The sequence below is a fragment of the Amycolatopsis sp. NPDC059235 genome (genome assembly GCF_042754125.1).
GTDB classification, from domain to species: domain Bacteria; phylum Actinomycetota; class Actinomycetes; order Mycobacteriales; family Pseudonocardiaceae; genus Amycolatopsis; species Amycolatopsis albidoflava.
In genome coordinates, this window is sequence record NZ_JBHZAG010000005.1 from 38,736 (window position 1) to 53,561 (window position 14,826).

The 14,826-nt window shown below is 68.6% G+C and carries 8 protein-coding genes; 3 read left to right on the forward strand and 5 right to left on the reverse strand.

Features of this window, described 5'->3' with window-relative positions:
• Positions 1-140 precede the first annotated feature (140 nt).
• The 4 genes from ACFXI3_RS04920 to ACFXI3_RS04935 form a co-directional block, all read right to left on the reverse strand.
• The gene (locus tag ACFXI3_RS04920) at positions 141-938 is read right to left on the reverse strand and encodes an arginase family protein (RefSeq protein WP_378398123.1); all 798 of its coding nucleotides are present in this window, start codon (positions 936-938) and stop codon (positions 141-143) included.
• Between the two features lie 119 nt (positions 939-1,057).
• Entirely contained in the window at positions 1,058-4,435 is a 3,378-nt protein-coding gene (locus ACFXI3_RS04925) for a pyruvate carboxylase (protein ID WP_344285757.1), read from the reverse strand.
• Positions 4,436-4,577: 142 nt separating this feature from the next.
• On the reverse strand, positions 4,578-5,510 hold the full coding sequence (locus ACFXI3_RS04930) for a S8 family peptidase (protein ID WP_378398125.1): 933 nt from the start codon (positions 5,508-5,510) through the stop codon (positions 4,578-4,580).
• A gap of 602 nt (positions 5,511-6,112) precedes the next feature.
• On the reverse strand, positions 6,113-7,330 hold the full coding sequence (locus ACFXI3_RS04935; RefSeq protein WP_378398126.1) for an erythromycin esterase family protein: 1,218 nt from the start codon (positions 7,328-7,330) through the stop codon (positions 6,113-6,115).
• Between the two features lie 31 nt (positions 7,331-7,361).
• Between ACFXI3_RS04935 and ACFXI3_RS04940 the strand changes: the two genes are divergently transcribed.
• Together ACFXI3_RS04940 and ACFXI3_RS04945 are read left to right on the forward strand one after the other, a co-directional pair.
• Positions 7,362-7,994: a TetR/AcrR family transcriptional regulator gene (locus ACFXI3_RS04940; RefSeq protein ID WP_378398128.1), complete on the forward strand. Its 633-nt coding sequence runs from the start codon at positions 7,362-7,364 to the stop codon at positions 7,992-7,994.
• Between the two features lie 73 nt (positions 7,995-8,067).
• Positions 8,068-8,421: a hypothetical protein gene (locus tag ACFXI3_RS04945; protein WP_378398130.1), complete on the forward strand. Its 354-nt coding sequence runs from the start codon at positions 8,068-8,070 to the stop codon at positions 8,419-8,421.
• Positions 8,422-8,602: 181 nt separating this feature from the next.
• Here the strand turns inward: ACFXI3_RS04945 and ACFXI3_RS04950 are convergent, their stop codons facing one another.
• Positions 8,603-9,130, reverse strand: a complete 528-nt coding sequence (locus ACFXI3_RS04950) for a GNAT family N-acetyltransferase (RefSeq protein WP_378398131.1) — start codon at positions 9,128-9,130, stop codon at positions 8,603-8,605.
• A 299-nt stretch (positions 9,131-9,429) separates the two neighbouring features.
• Between ACFXI3_RS04950 and ACFXI3_RS04955 the strand changes: the two genes are divergently transcribed.
• Positions 9,430-14,805, forward strand: coding sequence for an RHS repeat-associated core domain-containing protein (locus ACFXI3_RS04955; protein WP_378398133.1), 5,376 nt, complete (start codon positions 9,430-9,432; stop codon positions 14,803-14,805).
• Positions 14,806-14,826 lie beyond the last annotated feature (21 nt).

Here is a 14,826-nt window from a genome sequence, read left to right on the forward strand (position 1 = left end):
GGGCGTTCGTCCGGCCGGCGCGGTTTTCGCCGTTCTGTGAACCGTCTTCCGCACGGTCTCGGGCACCTCCTTCTTGCCCGTGCGTTCCCGTGGTCCACTCACCGGACGAGGCGCGGATCTCACCGCCTCGATGCGGAGGTTCAGCCCTCCATCAGCACCCTCCCCACCGCGGCCAGCACGGGTTCCAGCGTGGCGACTTCCGTGCCGACGCATTCCGTGATGCCCGCACCGACGACCTCCATTCCGGAAAGTCCGTCGATCGCTTCCGCCAATTCGGCAATCGTGATCCCGCCGGGCTCCGGATAATTCACTCCGGGGAACTCTTCGGGATCGAGAATGTCCAAATCCACATGCAGATAAACGCGCTCGGCTCCTGCTGCGTTCAGCGCCCCGGCGACATCGTCGGAGCGCCCTGCGAGGCCGCGGGCAATGGCTTCCTCTTCCGCGGAATCGAGCGAACGGGTGCCGAACAGCACCGCCCGCCCGCGTTCGAGCGCCGGGCTCGCGGCGAAATCCTTGTCGCCCTCGCCGAGCAGCGACCGCAGCACCATGCCGTGGTACGCGCCCGACGGCGAGGACTCCGCCGTGTTCAAGTCAGCGTGCGCGTCGTACCACGCGACGCCAAGCGTTGCGCCGTAACGGAAACGCGCGACGCCGACCGGGACCAGCTCGACCCCGCAGTCGCCGCCGATCGTGAGCACCGGGCCTTCCGGAGCTTCGAGCGCAGCGAGCTGCAGCTGCCGGTTCGTGCCCGTGAGCACGGCCCGGTTGGCTATTCCGGTCACGACGTCGGACGTCGCTGCTTCCTGGCGCACGTGGTGGACCGGTTTGCCGAGCACGTGCCCGGCCAATTCGGAAAGTGCCCGGCAGCCCTCGATCAGCCCCCTTGCCCGGGGACTGGTCGCGCCCTGCCATTGCGGCACCGCGTTGATCAGCATGCATCGACGCTAGCGCGAACACCCCGGAAAAGGCGAGCCACAAATGGTGCGAGGGGTCCCCTCGCTCCGTTTTGGAGCGAGGGGACCCCTCGTACGGTAAAAAGTGGCGCGAGAGCGGGCTATTCGAGCACGATGAGAAGGTCTCCGCCCTCGACCTGCTGAACGGAGGTGATTGCCAGCCGACCGACTTTGCCCGCCGCCGAAGCGGTGATCGACGCTTCCATCTTCATGGCCTCGATCGTCGCCACGGTCGCTCCCGCCGCCACCTGGTCGCCCTCGGCCACCTGCAACGTCACCACGCCCGCGAACGGCGCGGCGATCTGCTTCGGGTTGCCCTTCTCGGCCTTTTCGGTGGCCGGGATGTCCGAGGCGATGGAACGGTCCCGGATCTGGATCGGCCGGAGCTGTCCGTTGAGCGTCGACATGACGGTCCGCATGCCGCGTTCGTCGGCCTCGCCGATGGCTTCCAGTTCGATGAGCAGCCGGACGCCGGGTTCGAGGTCGACCGAGTACTCCTCGCCCGGGCGCAGACCGTAGAAGAAGTCCTTGCTCGGGAGCACGCTGGTGTCGCCGTAGGCGTCGCGGTGCGAGAGGAATTCCTTGGTGGGCCCGGGGAACAGCAGCCGGTTCAACGCGCCGCGGCGGTTGTCGGCGAGTTCCTTGTGGTCCTCTTCGGACAGTTCGGCGACCGGTTTGGCCGCCGAACGGCCTTCGAGCGCCTTGGTGCGGAACGGTTCCGGCCAGCCGCCGGGCGGGTCGCCCAGTTCGCCGCGCAGGAACCCGATCACCGAGTCGGGGATGTCGAACTTGTTCGGCTCCGCCTCGAAGTCCGCCGGGGAGACGCCGGCGCCGACGAGGTGCAGCGCGAGGTCGCCGACCACTTTGGACGAAGGCGTCACCTTCACGAGGTGGCCGAGGATCTTGTCCGCCGCGGCGTACATGGCCTCGATGTCCTCGAACCGGTCGCCGAGACCCAGCGCGATCGCCTGCGTGCGCAGGTTGGAGAGCTGGCCGCCGGGAATCTCGTGGTCGTAGACGCGACCGGTGGGCGAAGCGAGACCGGCCTCGAACGGGGCGTAAATCTTGCGGACGCTCTCCCAGTACGGCTCCAGGTCACCGATCGCGTGCAGGTCGAGGCCGGTGCTGCGATCCGAGTGGTCGGTCGCCGCGACGATCGACCCGAGCGACGGCTGCGAAGTGGTGCCCGCCATCGAGGACACGGCACCGTCCACGGCGTCGGCGCCGGCCTGGATGGCGGCCAGGTAGGTGGCAAGCTGACCGCCGGCGGTGTCGTGCGTGTGGATGTGCACCGGAAGGTCGAATTCCTTGCGCAGCGCGGTCACCAGCCGAGCCGCGGCCGGTGCGCGGAGCAGGCCGGCCATGTCCTTGATCGCCAGGATGTGCGCCCCGGCTCCGACGATCTGCTCGGCGAGCTTGAGGTAGTAGTCGAGCGTGTAGAGCTTTTCGTTCGGATCGGACAGATCGGAGGTGTAGCAGAGCGCGACCTCGGCGACGGCGGTGCCGGTGGCACGGACGGCTTCGATGGCCGGCCGCATCTGCTCGACGTCGTTGAGCGCGTCGAAAATGCGGAAGATGTCGATGCCGGTGGCGGTGGCCTCTTCAACGAAAGCCGTGGTGACCTCGGTCGGGTAAGGCGTGTAGCCCACGGTGTTGCGGCCTCGCAGGAGCATCTGCAGACAGATGTTCGGCACGGCCTTGCGCAGCCGCTCCAGCCGTTCCCACGGATCCTCGGCGAGGAAGCGCAGGGCGACGTCGTACGTCGCGCCGCCCCAGCACTCCAGGGACAGGAGCTGCGGCACAGTCGCGGCGACAACCGGGGCGACGGCGAGCAGGTCCTTCGTCCGGACACGCGTCGCGAGGAGCGACTGGTGTGCGTCGCGGAAGGTGGTGTCCGTGACGCCGAGCTGCGGCGTTTCCCGCAGCCAGCGCGCGAATCCCTCGGGGCCGAGTTCGGTCAGCCGCTGTTTGGAGCCGTCCGGAGGAGTGAGGTCCGCGGGCAGTTTCGGCAGCTTGGCCGCGGCCTCGGGCGTGCGCGGACGCTCGCCGTTCGGCCGGTTCACCGTCTGGTCGGCGAGGTAGGTGAGCAGGCGCGTGCCGCGGTCGGCGGAGTGGCGCGCGGTCAGCAGATGCGGCCGTTCCTCGATGAACGACGTGGTGACGTTGCCCTCGCGGAAGTCCGGGTCGTCCAGCACCGCCTGGAGGAACGGGATGTTCGTCGCCACTCCGCGGATGCGGAATTCGGCGACCGCGCGACGGGCCCGGCCGACCGCGGTGCGGAAATCGCGGCCGCGGCAGGTGAGCTTCACCAGCAGCGAATCGAAGTGGGCGCTGATCTCGGTGCCGGAGAACGCGGTCCCGCCGTCGAGCCGGATGCCCGAACCGCCCGGCGAGCGGTAGGCGCTGATCATGCCGATGTCCGGGCGGAAACCGTTGGCCGGGTCCTCGGTCGTGATGCGGCACTGGAGCGCGGCGCCGCGCAGGTAGATCTTGTCCTGGGACAGGCCGAGGTCGTCGAGAGTTTCCCCGGAAGCGATGCGCAGCTGCGACTGCACGAGGTCGACGTCGGTGACCTCTTCGGTGACCGTGTGCTCGACCTGGATGCGCGGGTTCATCTCGATGAACACGTGCTTGCCCTGGCGGTCCAGCAGGAATTCGACAGTGCCCGCGTTGCGGTAGCCGATCTGCCGGGCGAATTTCACGGCGTCGGCGCAGATGCGGTCGCGCAGGTCGGGGTCGAGGTTCGGCGCGGGGGCCAGCTCGACCACCTTCTGGTGGCGACGCTGCACGGAACAGTCGCGCTCGAAGAGGTGGATCACGTTGCCCGCGCCGTCGGCGAGGATCTGGACCTCGATGTGCCGCGGTTCGACCACGGCCTTCTCCAGGAACACGGTCGGGTCGCCGAACGCGGACTCGGCCTCGCGCGCGGCGGCCTCGATCGACTCGCGCAGCAAAGCCGGGTCCTCGACGCGGCGCATGCCTCGGCCGCCGCCGCCGGCGACCGCCTTGACGAACACCGGGAAGCCGAGTTCGTCGGCCGCCGCGACCAGTTCGTCGACGTTGCTGGACGGCTGCGACGAACCGAGCACCGGCACGCCGGCCTCGCGCGCCGCCTTGACCGCGCGCGCCTTGTTGCCGGTCAGTTCGAGGATGTCGGCGCTCGGGCCGACGAAGGTGATCCCCGCTTCTTCGCAGGCCCTGGCCAGGTCGGGGTTCTCCGACAGGAAGCCATAGCCCGGATAGACCGCGTCCGCGCCCGCCTTCTTGGCGGCCTTGACGATCTCCTCGACCGAGAGGTAGGCGCGGACCGGATGGCCCGGTTCGCCGATCTCGTAGGCCTCGTCGGCCTTCAGCCGGTGCAGCGAGTTGCGGTCTTCGTGCGGAAACACAGCCACTGTGCCCGCGCCCAGTTCGTAGCCTGCGCGGAACGCCCGGATCGCGATTTCGCCGCGATTGGCCACCAGCACTTTGCGGAACATGCCCGGTCCTTCCCTTTTCGGATCGGTATCGAAGGCACGTTACCCGGTTCGTCCCGCGGTGCGGGAGCCGTAGTCCAGGTGATGGACATCATGCACGCCGACCTGCATGCATGATGCTGGCCGAGGCGTCGTCCCGCAACCGTCAGGGCGTTCCCGCAGGCAGTGTGCACAAGAGCCGATTCGCAGTTCCGGAGGGCGCATTCTTGACCACGTTCTGCGTTGCGTCCTGCACAATTGCTTCGCTGACCGCACGGGGCGCGGCATCCGGGTGCGATGACCGGTAGAGGGCCACCGCGCCGGCGGTCACCGCCGCTGCCATCGAGGTGCCGGACAGGGTCCCGACATCGGTGGTTCCGGCGATCGGCGCGGGGATGTCGACGCCCGGTGCGTACAGGTCGAGCGACGTGCCGAAGTTCGAGAAGGGCGCGACCTGGTCCTGGACGTCAGTCGCACCCACGGTGAGCGCGTCGGGCACTCGGGCAGGCGAGGTCTGGCTGGCATCGGTGCTGCCCTCCCCCGCCGGAACCACGATCGGCATCACCGCGGCGACGCCCTTGACCGCGTTGTCGAGCTGCTCGTTCGGCACTCCGCCGATGCCCAGCACCGCGACCGCCGGCTGGTGCGCGTTCTGGGCGACCCAGTTCAGGCCGGCGATGATCGTGTCGGTCGCGCCGCCGCCGGCCTTGTCGAGCACGCGGACCGGGAAGATCTGCGCGCCTTTGGCGACGCCGTAGCTGTGTCCCGCAACGATTCCCGCGACCCGGGTGCCGTGGCCGTTGGTGTCCGACGTGTCCGTGCCGGTGGTGAGGAAATCCTTGCCAGGCACGACTCGGCCCTGCAAATCCGGGTGTTTGGCGTCGACGCCGCTGTCGATCACATAGACGGTGACACCGGAGCCGTCCGAGTCGTAGCGGTACTTCTGATCGAGGCCGGTTCGCTGGTCGATCCGGTCGAGCGCCCAGCTCGGCGGGTTGGCCTGAGTCCCGCTCGCCGCCAGCGCCGCCGGTTGCACACCGGCGACCAGCAGGAATGTCAGTGTTGCCGAAAAAAGGCCACGCGCCGCTCGGTTCCGCATGCCTGCGGTCGTATCCCGGCCGCCATCCAGCGGCAACTCGACGTCACACGATGGGCTGGTCCCTGTCCAGTGCCCGCCCGACCGGACGCACTGATAAGCGACCGGTGAGGGGACGATGGACAGGGGTTATCGATGTTTCGTCGATTGGCGGCTAGAGGGTGGCCGACCGGCAGGTTTCGCCGATGCGTGGCCACCCGTTGGCCGGCTGGCAGGTTTCGCCGCTGGGCGGCTAACGGGTGCGCGACCGACAGGGTTCGCCATTGCGCGGCCATCCGTTGAGCGGTTGGCAGGTTTGGCCGCTGGATGGCCAACCGCTGACAGACCGACGGGTTTCGCCGCCAGGCGGCCAGCTGTTGGCAGAACGACAGGCTTCGCCATTGCGCGGCCAAGCGTTGGCAGACCGACGGATTTCGCCACTGGATGGCTAGTCGCTGACCGAGCAGCGGGTTTCGCCGTTCAGTGGCGAGCCGCTGACCGACCAGCGGGTTTCGCCGTTCAGTGGCGAGCCGCCGATCGACCAGCGGGTTTCGCCGCTCAGTGGCGAGCCGCCGACCGACCAGCGAGTTTCGCCGCTGGGTGGCGAGCCGTTGACCGACCGGCGGCTACTTCGCGGCTGGGACGTGCGCGCTCACCGACATCGTCGGCAGGTAGACCAGCGCGTCGAAGGCTTGCGCGACGTCGACCTTCGTGAACATGTGCGCGTGCCGCAGGCTCGACGGTCCGGTCAGGCCCTGTGCTCGGTCTTGCCGCAAATCGACCACGCACGGATCCGAACCGGCCAAAGCCGCTTCGACACTGCCCTCGGCTGGCGGCTCAAGTTTCTGCTCGTAGACACGGAACCCGAGACGCTCGGTCTCGTCCGGTTCGAGGCCGGTGGTCGTGCCGGTGCCTGCGGTCAGGCCGAGAGCGAAGTAGTCGTCACCAAACTCTGCGGCGAGATGCGTGCCGGCGGAAGGGAACGTCATGGTCGGCAGTGCGGCGACGGGCACTCGCTGCAGGTGTCCGTTGTGGACCATCACCACGATCTTCTCGCCTTCGCCGTGTAGCTGGCGAAGCAGCTTCACGGTGGCGGCCATGTACGTGTCACGAGACGACCCTTGGAGCGATGGTGCTGTTCCCGCCATCATCGCGCTGAGTTCGCGCAGGTAGGTGTCGACGCGAAGTGCGCCGATCGCGTGGTGTTCGGCGATGGCGTATCGGGTCGGCGCGCTCCGTTGCCGGTAAACTGGCGACAGGGAACGAAGGTGCGCTACGAGAGTCGTCAACGCAGCGGTCGCTGCGTCCCGGTCGGCGGGGGTCATTGCCGCATAACGGCCAGGCGCGGCCGCGCTGCTGACCGCCGAGTACGGCTCGGACGTGGTGATCGCGGCGTCGACCAGCGGGAGCACCTCCGGATCGACTTCCGCCACGAAGGTGCGGACAATCCGCAACGCGGGTTGCGGCGAACCGGCCGAGCTGGGCAGGTCGAGTCCGGCGAAGCGGACGCCGCCGTGGCTGCGCATCCAGGTCAGCATTTCGTGCACTTCGGCCGACTCGCCGAGGGAGAAGGTGAATCCCTCTCGCCCGATATCGGCGACATCGCCGGGACCACCGCTCAGCCACTGCTGCACCAGATCGCCCTCGGCGAATCCCGATTCGAAGCCGAGCACCGTGAACCCGTGGTCCTCGACGAGCCGGCGGAGCAACCGGGCGCGGAGTTCGCCGAACTCGCGGATGTGGTGGTTGTTCTCGCCGATCGCGACGATGCGCGCGTCGCCGATCAGGTCGGTGATCGAGGCGACGTCGCCGTCCAGCGGCGAACGGGTGTTCAGCGGTGTCATACTGAGAACACTAATGCAACAGGGGTAGCGATTGGCAACCGAGTTACCGGGGACAAGCCGGCCGGGCGGGCGTACCGAACGCACGCGCGTCGCCGTTTTGCGGGCAACGCTCGATCTGCTGGCGGAGGTCGGGTTCACCGAGCTGACGGTCGAGGCGGTCGCCGAGCGGTCGGGCGTGCACAAGACGACGGTTTATCGGCGATGGGAATCGCGCGAAGGACTGGTCGCCGCGGCGTTGAGGTTCGGCGCGGACGAACCGTGGAGCCCGGCGGACACCGGTTCGCTTGTCGCCGATTTGCGGCAAATGGCGTTGGAGGTGGTGCGCGCGTTGACCGCTCCGGGGCAACGGGAGCTGCCGACGGCCGCGGTGCTGGCGGCATTCCACTCCGAACAGGCGGCTGGAGCGCTGCGCGAGTTTTACCAGGACCGGCACGCCCGAGCAGCGGTGATCGTGGAGCGGGCGGTCGCGCGCGGGGAGGTGCCGGCTGACACCGATCCGGATGAGGTGACGCGGACGGTGTGCGGGCCGGTGTTCTACCGGTTGTTCGTGTCGCGGGAGCCGGTGTCGGAGGAGACGGCTGGGGTCGCGGCGGAGGCGGGGGCTGCGGCGGCTCGGGCGGGGGTGTTGGGCAGGCGGTTGCCGGGGAGTGGCGACGGGGGTTGATTCTCGGCCGGGGCGAGGGGCTTGTTGCCGGAAAATGGCGATGGGTGGAGCGGGGTTGGCTAAGTGAGCTGGCTTGGCCCTCGCCGCGCGACCGCGACCGCGACCGCGACCGCGACGGCGCAGCGACGGCGACGGCGACGGCGGCGGCGACGGCGACGGCGGCGGCGACGGCGACGGCGACGGCGACGGCGGCGGCGGCGGCGGCGGCGAAGCGAGGCTGGCAGATGAGCTGGCCGGGACCTCGCCGCCAAGACGGTGGCAATGGAACAAAACCGCAGACGAGCTGGCCTGGTGTTCGCCATCAAACGGCGACAGCAGTGCAGAACTGGAGGACGAGTCAGCTTGGCCCTCGCCGCAAAACGGCGAATGCCCGGACGGGGCTAGGTTGAGCAGGCAGTCGCCGCTCAGCGGCAAACTGCGGGTCTAACAGCGCAATGACGGCAGCGGCGGGAACCGGTCCCGGGCCGTCTGCCAGCGGCCGGTGCGAGCGATCGGCGGTGGACGGCGCTGACGTGGCAGCAATTTGGTGACGGAGAGAAGCTACCGGGGCGGGCTAGGGCGAGCAGCAGCGAACGAGAAAAAGCAGGGACGAACGGAAGCCACGAAGCCTAACTCTCCAACAGCAACCGGTACCGGACCTCCTCCAAGGTCACCGCGCCGTCGGACATCGTCTCTACCTTGGTCTTTCCGTCCATGACCCACCCGGCTCGTTCATAGAACGTCCGCGCCCGGGTGTTCGTCGACAGCACCCACAGCGTCGCTGTCTCGAACTGGGTCGACAGGCCTCGTACGCACTCCTCGTGCAGCGCTCGTCCCAGCCCCCGGCCCCACTCTGACCGCAGGAGGTAGATCGACGACAGTTCGCCAGTCTGCGGAGTGGCGTCGTCGTCGCGGCTGGGGCCGAAGACCGCGAAACCGGTGATCGACGCGGCAGTGCTGGCCGTCAGGACGGTGTGTCGCCGGGAGGTGTCCGCCAGGTTCGAAGCCCAGAACTGTTCCCGCGTTTCGATCGACAGGCCGGACAGGAACTCGTCCGGCAGCAAGCCCGCGTAGGCCGCTTGCCAGGAGCCTACGTGGACCGCTGCTATGCCGGACGCGTCTTCCGGGGTCGCGGGGCGGATCACGAGTTCGGGCACCATTCCTCCAGCGGCTCGGCGACGAAATCAAACCGCTGGCAGTTCAGCACACCGGCCCGCGGGGGCGCATGCGGTTTACCGAAGTGGCCACAAAGGACAGTCGACGGCGCGGAGACGGGCAAAAGTGCCGAAAGGCGACCCGGAGCAGGCGAGTGTGTTCGGGCAAGGGTTCCGGGACTTCAGGCATCACCGCCGCGGCCCGCCAGCACCGGGGGCGCCCAGCCGATAGCCTCGGCGGATTGGCGGATCAGGCTCCGCTCGTTCGTCATGCCCGTGCGTACCAGGAAATGGGACAACCGATGACCAACCCGTTGATCGCGCCGGTGAAGGACTCCACGACCGCGATGTCCGGGATTCCTCTGCTGGAGGACGCGACCGGCCTCAAGACCGCGATCGAGAGCAAGAACTGGGCGGCTGTCGCGATCGGAGCGGTGGGGACTGCGCTCGATGTGCTCACCGCGGTGATGGATCCGTTCGGCGCGATTTTCGCGGCGGGGGTCGGGTGGCTGATGGAGCATGTCGGGCCGCTCAAGGAGGCGCTCGACGCGCTCACCGGCAAGGCGGACGAGATCCATTCGCAGGCGGAGACCTGGACGAATGTCGCCAAAGAACTCGAGAGCGTTTCGGCCGAGCTGACCGAGCTGGTCAAGAAGGATCTCCAAGACTGGCAAGGCGAAGCGGCCGACACGTACCGCAAAAAGGCCGAGGACACCTCCGCGCTGATCGGCAGTGCGCAGAAGGGCAGCGAGGGCGCGGCGAGCGGCGTCAAGACCGCGGGTGAGATCGTGGCGGCGGTCCGCTCGCTGGTGCGCGACACGATCGCGGACCTGGTCGGGCACCTGATCTCGTGGGCGTTGCAGGTGCTGTTCACGCTCGGGATCGGGATGGCCTGGGTGGTGCCGCAGGTCGTGTCGGCGGTGGCGAAGACCGCTTCGAAGATCACGCAGGTGACGACGAAGCTGGTCAAGGCGCTCAAGGCGCTGATCCCGCTGCTGAAGAAGGCCGGGACGCTGTTCGGCGACGCGGGCAAAGCGTTGAAGGGGCTCAAGAGCGGCAAAGGCGCGCCGACGCACACGCCCAAGGACATCAACGTCAAGTCCGAGAAACCCAAGTCCAGCACCAAAGACGAGAGCACCACGACGTCCGGCGACCACAGCGGGGCCACTCACCCGTCCGGCGAACACGGCGGCGGCCAGCACCAGACGGACAAGCCTGAGCCGGGACCCGACGGGCCGAACGGGGTCAGGGGCGGGCTGGACGGCCACACGTCGGCGTCCGGGGCCCGCGGCGGGCAGGGCAACACCAGGTCGCTGGACAAACAGGGCGAGAACTCGCGCACTGTCGAGAATATCTGCACCACCGGCGACCCGATCGACGTCGCGAGCGGGCAGATGGTGATGACCGAGACCGACGCGGTGTTCCGCAGCGCGCTGCCGATGGTCTTCGAGCGCGCGCACTTTTCCGCGTTCCGCGCGGGCGGTTGGCTCGGCGGGGCCTGGGTGTCCACTTTGGACGAACGCGTCGAGGTGTACGACGACCAGGTGTGGTTCGCCGGTTCCGACGGGATCGTCCAGGTCTTCCCGCGTCCGCACGGCGACGAGTGGGTGGCCGCCGAGCACGGGCCGGCGCGGTTTCTCGCCCAGGAGCCCGGCGGCGGGTTCGTCCTCGAAGACCGGGAGCGGCAGCGGATCCTCACCTTCGAGCGCGGCAGCCAGCAGATCCGGCCGATCCGCTCGATCGCCGACCGCAACGACGAGCACATCTACTTCGAGCGCGACCCGCGCGGCACGCCGGTCGCGATCCGGCACAGCGGCGGCTACCGGATCAACATCGCCACCGAGGACGGGCTCGTCACCGGGCTGTCGACGGTCACCGGCGACGGCGCCGAGGTGCAACTGGTCCGCTACGGCTACGTCAACGGCAATCTCACCGAGGTCACCAACGAATCCGGGCTCCCGTTCCGGTACGGCTACGACCGCTCGGGCCGGATCGAGACGTGGTCCGACCGCAACGGCGAGTGGTACCGCTTCCACTACGACGAAACCGGCCGGGTGGTGCGCACCGAGGGCTCCGGCGACTGCCTCACCGTCACGATGGAGTACGACCTGGTCAACCTGGTCACCCACGTCGTCGATTCGCTCGGCCACCGCACCGCCTTCCACCTCAACGAATCCGGTCAACTGCTGCGCGAGGTCAACGCACTCGGCGCCTCGCGCAGCTACGAATGGGACGCCAATGACCGGCTGCTCAGCGAGACCGACGAACTCGGCCGGACGCAGCGCTACCGCTACGACGAGCTGAACAACCTGATCGGCATGCACCGGCCCGACGGCACGGAATGGTCCGTCGAACGCAACGAATTCGGCCAACCAGTGCATCTGGTCGAGGCTCCGGGCGTCGAAACCCGTTGGGAATACGACGAACGCGGCAACGTGACCCGGTTCGTCGAACCCGGCGGCGGCGCCACCGTCTACACCTACGACGAGTGGGGCCACCTCGCGTCGGTCACCGATCCGGCGGGCGTGAAGCTGACCGTGGTGTCCGACGACGCGGGCAACCCGATCACGGTGACCGACCCGCACGGCGCGACCACCGCGTACCGCTACGACTGTTTCGGCAGGCTCTCCTCCACCGTCGACCCGACCGGCGCGGTCGAGGAATTCGGCTACACCGTCAACGGTTCGCTCGCCTGGCACCGCCGCGCGGACGGGTCGACCGACGAATGGCATTACGACGGCGAGGGCAACAACCGCCTGCACGCCGACGCCTCGTCCGCGATCACCCAGCAGGAAGTGACCCACTTCGACCTGATCTCCGCCGAGATCCGGCCCGACGGCACCCGGCTCGAATACTCCTACGACACCGAACTGCGGCTGACCGGCGTCACCAACGAACACGGCCAGGTCTGGCGCTACGAGTACGACCCGGCCGGAAACCTCGTCCGCGAGACCGATTTCGGCGGCGCGTCCTCGACCTACCGCTACAACGCGGCCGGCGAGCTCACCGAGATCCGCAGCCAGTCCGGCGACGTCGTGACCATGAGCCGCGACCTGCGCGGCAACCTCGTGGAGGAGGTCGTCGAAGGGCCGTCCGGGACCGTGCGCACCCGGTTCGAGCACGACGTCCTCGGCCAGCTCGCCGCCGTCGACGACGGCACCACCCGCGTCGAGTACACGCGGGACGCGGCCGGTCGCGTGATCGCCGAGACGGTCAACGGGCGCACTCTCCGTTCCGAATACGACAGCGCGGGCAATCTGGTCCGGCGGCGGACTCCGTCCGGGGCGGAAAGCGTTTGGGAGTACAGCGAAGCCGGCGAACTCGCCGAGATGCACGCCTCGGGCCGGACCACGCGCTTCGAGTACGACCCGGCAGGCCGCGAGGTCCGCCGCACGTTCGGCAAGGGCGCGGCGATCCTACGCTCCTGGGACCCGGCCGGGCAGCTTTCCGGCCAGGCCGTGCAGGGCGCGTCCGGCGAACTGGGCCGCGACCGGCGCTACCACTACCGGCCCGACGGGCTGCCCGCCCGGATCGACGACCAGACGTCCGGCTCGCGCTGGTTCGCCCTCGACGTCCGCGGCCGGGTCACGTCGGTCCGCGCGGAGGGCTGGAGCGAGCAATACGCCTACGACGCGACCGGACGGCTCGTCGACGCCGCCTGGCCCGCGCCGGAAGAGGAGGACCGGCTCGGCAGGCGCGCGGGCCCGGCTTCGGTGATCACCGAGGCGGGCGGCGTCCGCTACACCTACGACGACGCCGGCCGGATGCTCACCCGCCAGCACGAGGACGGGCGGACCTGGGAGTACGCCTGGGGTCCGCTGGAGCGGCTGGTCGCGGTCAAGGTCCCGGACGGCACCTCGTGGCGCTACACCTACGACCCGATCGGCCGCCGGACCCGCAAGGAGCACTTCGCCGCGGACGGGACCACTTCGCTCGAACGCGTCGACTTCGTCTGGGACGGCGACACTCTGGTCGAGGAAACCCGTTCCGTCGACAGCACGGCGGAAACGACGGTGTGGGACTACGAACTCGACAGCTTCCGGCCGCTGCTGCAACGCCGCCGCCCGGTCTCGAAAGACTCGCAGGACAAGATCGACGCGCAGTTCTTCGCCATCGTCGCCGAACCGTCCGGAACGCCGACCGAACTGCTCGACGACCAGGGCGAGATCGTCTGGCACGCCCGCACCAGCCTGTTCGGCCTGGTGGTCGACGCGGCCGGGGAAACCGGCATCCCGCTGCGCTTTCAAGGCCAGTACTTCGACGCGGAAACCGGCCTGCACTACAACCTGCACCGCTACTACGACCCGGCGCTCGCCCGCTACGTCAGCCCCGACCCGATCGGGCTGGCCGGCGGACCGGACCCGCACGCCTACGTCAGCAACCCGCACGTCCTGGTCGACCCGCTCGGCCTCGCGGGCAGCAACTGCACGAGCCGCAGCCCCAGCCCCGATCCCTACGACCGCGGGCCGAGCCTCACTCCGGATCCGCAGGGCCGGTCCCGGAAGCAGTCGCCGGGCGGGACGGTTTACGTGGAGCACAAGAAATCCGGGAAGAAGAACCGGCGGAAGGACTACGGGTACACCAACCTGTCGCACAGCAGCGGGAAGATGCGGCCGATCTTCCAGCGCAACGCGGTGTCGCCGCCGCCCTCGTTCAAGAAGCGGGGCGAGGACACCAAGTGGTACATGGACTCGAACCGGCGCTATTACACCCGGGACTACCAGGGAAAGCCGACCGGCATCGTCAAGGGCCACAGCAACCTCGTCATGGGGCACAACCCCTCGGCCAGCGCGCACTGGAACAAAACGGGCTACAAGAACACCTACCCGCAGAACAAGGCGCACAACGAAGACCCCAATTCCTTCGGCTGGCTCGAGAAGCGCGCTGATTCCGACAAGAGCGGCGGCAAGGAGCAAAAGTACCGGGACGCGACCCCGAGCAACGGCGCCAACCGGCAATGGTGGGACCCGAAGGCCCCCAACTACCGCGGCAACCCGGTCGCGGAATATCGGCCGGAGGTCAAGAAAGTCCAGCCGAGCAGCGGGAGCGGCGGTTACGGCGGCGGAGGTTATTCCGGCGGCAGCGGGCACACGAGCTACTCCGGCGGGCATGCCGGGCCGTCGTCGAGTTCGGCGCCTTATGTCCAAACTGTTCATCCGCCGGGTTATTCAAGCGGCGGCCACTACACCAGCGGTGGCACCTACGGCAGCAGCGGCCATTACAGCAGCGGCGGCTACGGCGGCGGCAGCAGCCACTATTCCGGCGGCGGCAGCCATTCCGGCGGTTACGGCGGCAGCAGTCATTCCGGCGGGTTCAGCGGCGCCTATGGCAGCAGCGGGAGAAACGGCACCCAATACGTCTACGGACCCAGCACCGGCAGCCATTCCAGCAGCGGCGGCTATGGCCATTCCGGAGGCGGCGGTTACCCCAGCGGTGGCCATTCCGGCGGGAGCTACGGCACTTACGGCGGCAGCAGCCACGCCGGCGGATCCAGCGGTGCCTATGGCAGCAGCGGAAGAAACGGCACCCAATACGTCTACGGACCCAGCAGTGGCGGCCATTCCAGTGGCAGCTACACCGGCGGCGGCAGCAGCTACACCGGCGGCGGTTACAGCGGCGGCCACTCCGGCGGAAACCGGCACGGCTACGACTCGGACGACGACCTCTACGACGCCTGAGCGACCAGCCTGACCAGACAC

What these genes read in the sequence shown, in the direction of transcription:
- ACFXI3_RS04930 (WP_378398125.1), bottom strand. Translation starts at nt 5,510, where the DNA reads ATGCGGAACCGAGCGGCGCGTGGCCTTTTTTCGGCAACACTGACATTC.
- ACFXI3_RS04920 (WP_378398123.1), bottom strand. Translation starts at nt 938, where the DNA reads ATGCTGATCAACGCGGTGCCGCAATGGCAGGGCGCGACCAGTCCCCGG.
- ACFXI3_RS04955 (WP_378398133.1), top strand. Translation starts at nt 9,430, where the DNA reads ATGACCAACCCGTTGATCGCGCCGGTGAAGGACTCCACGACCGCGATG.
- ACFXI3_RS04925 (WP_344285757.1), bottom strand. Translation starts at nt 4,435, where the DNA reads ATGTTCCGCAAAGTGCTGGTGGCCAATCGCGGCGAAATCGCGATCCGG.
- ACFXI3_RS04935 (WP_378398126.1), bottom strand. Translation starts at nt 7,330, where the DNA reads ATGACACCGCTGAACACCCGTTCGCCGCTGGACGGCGACGTCGCCTCG.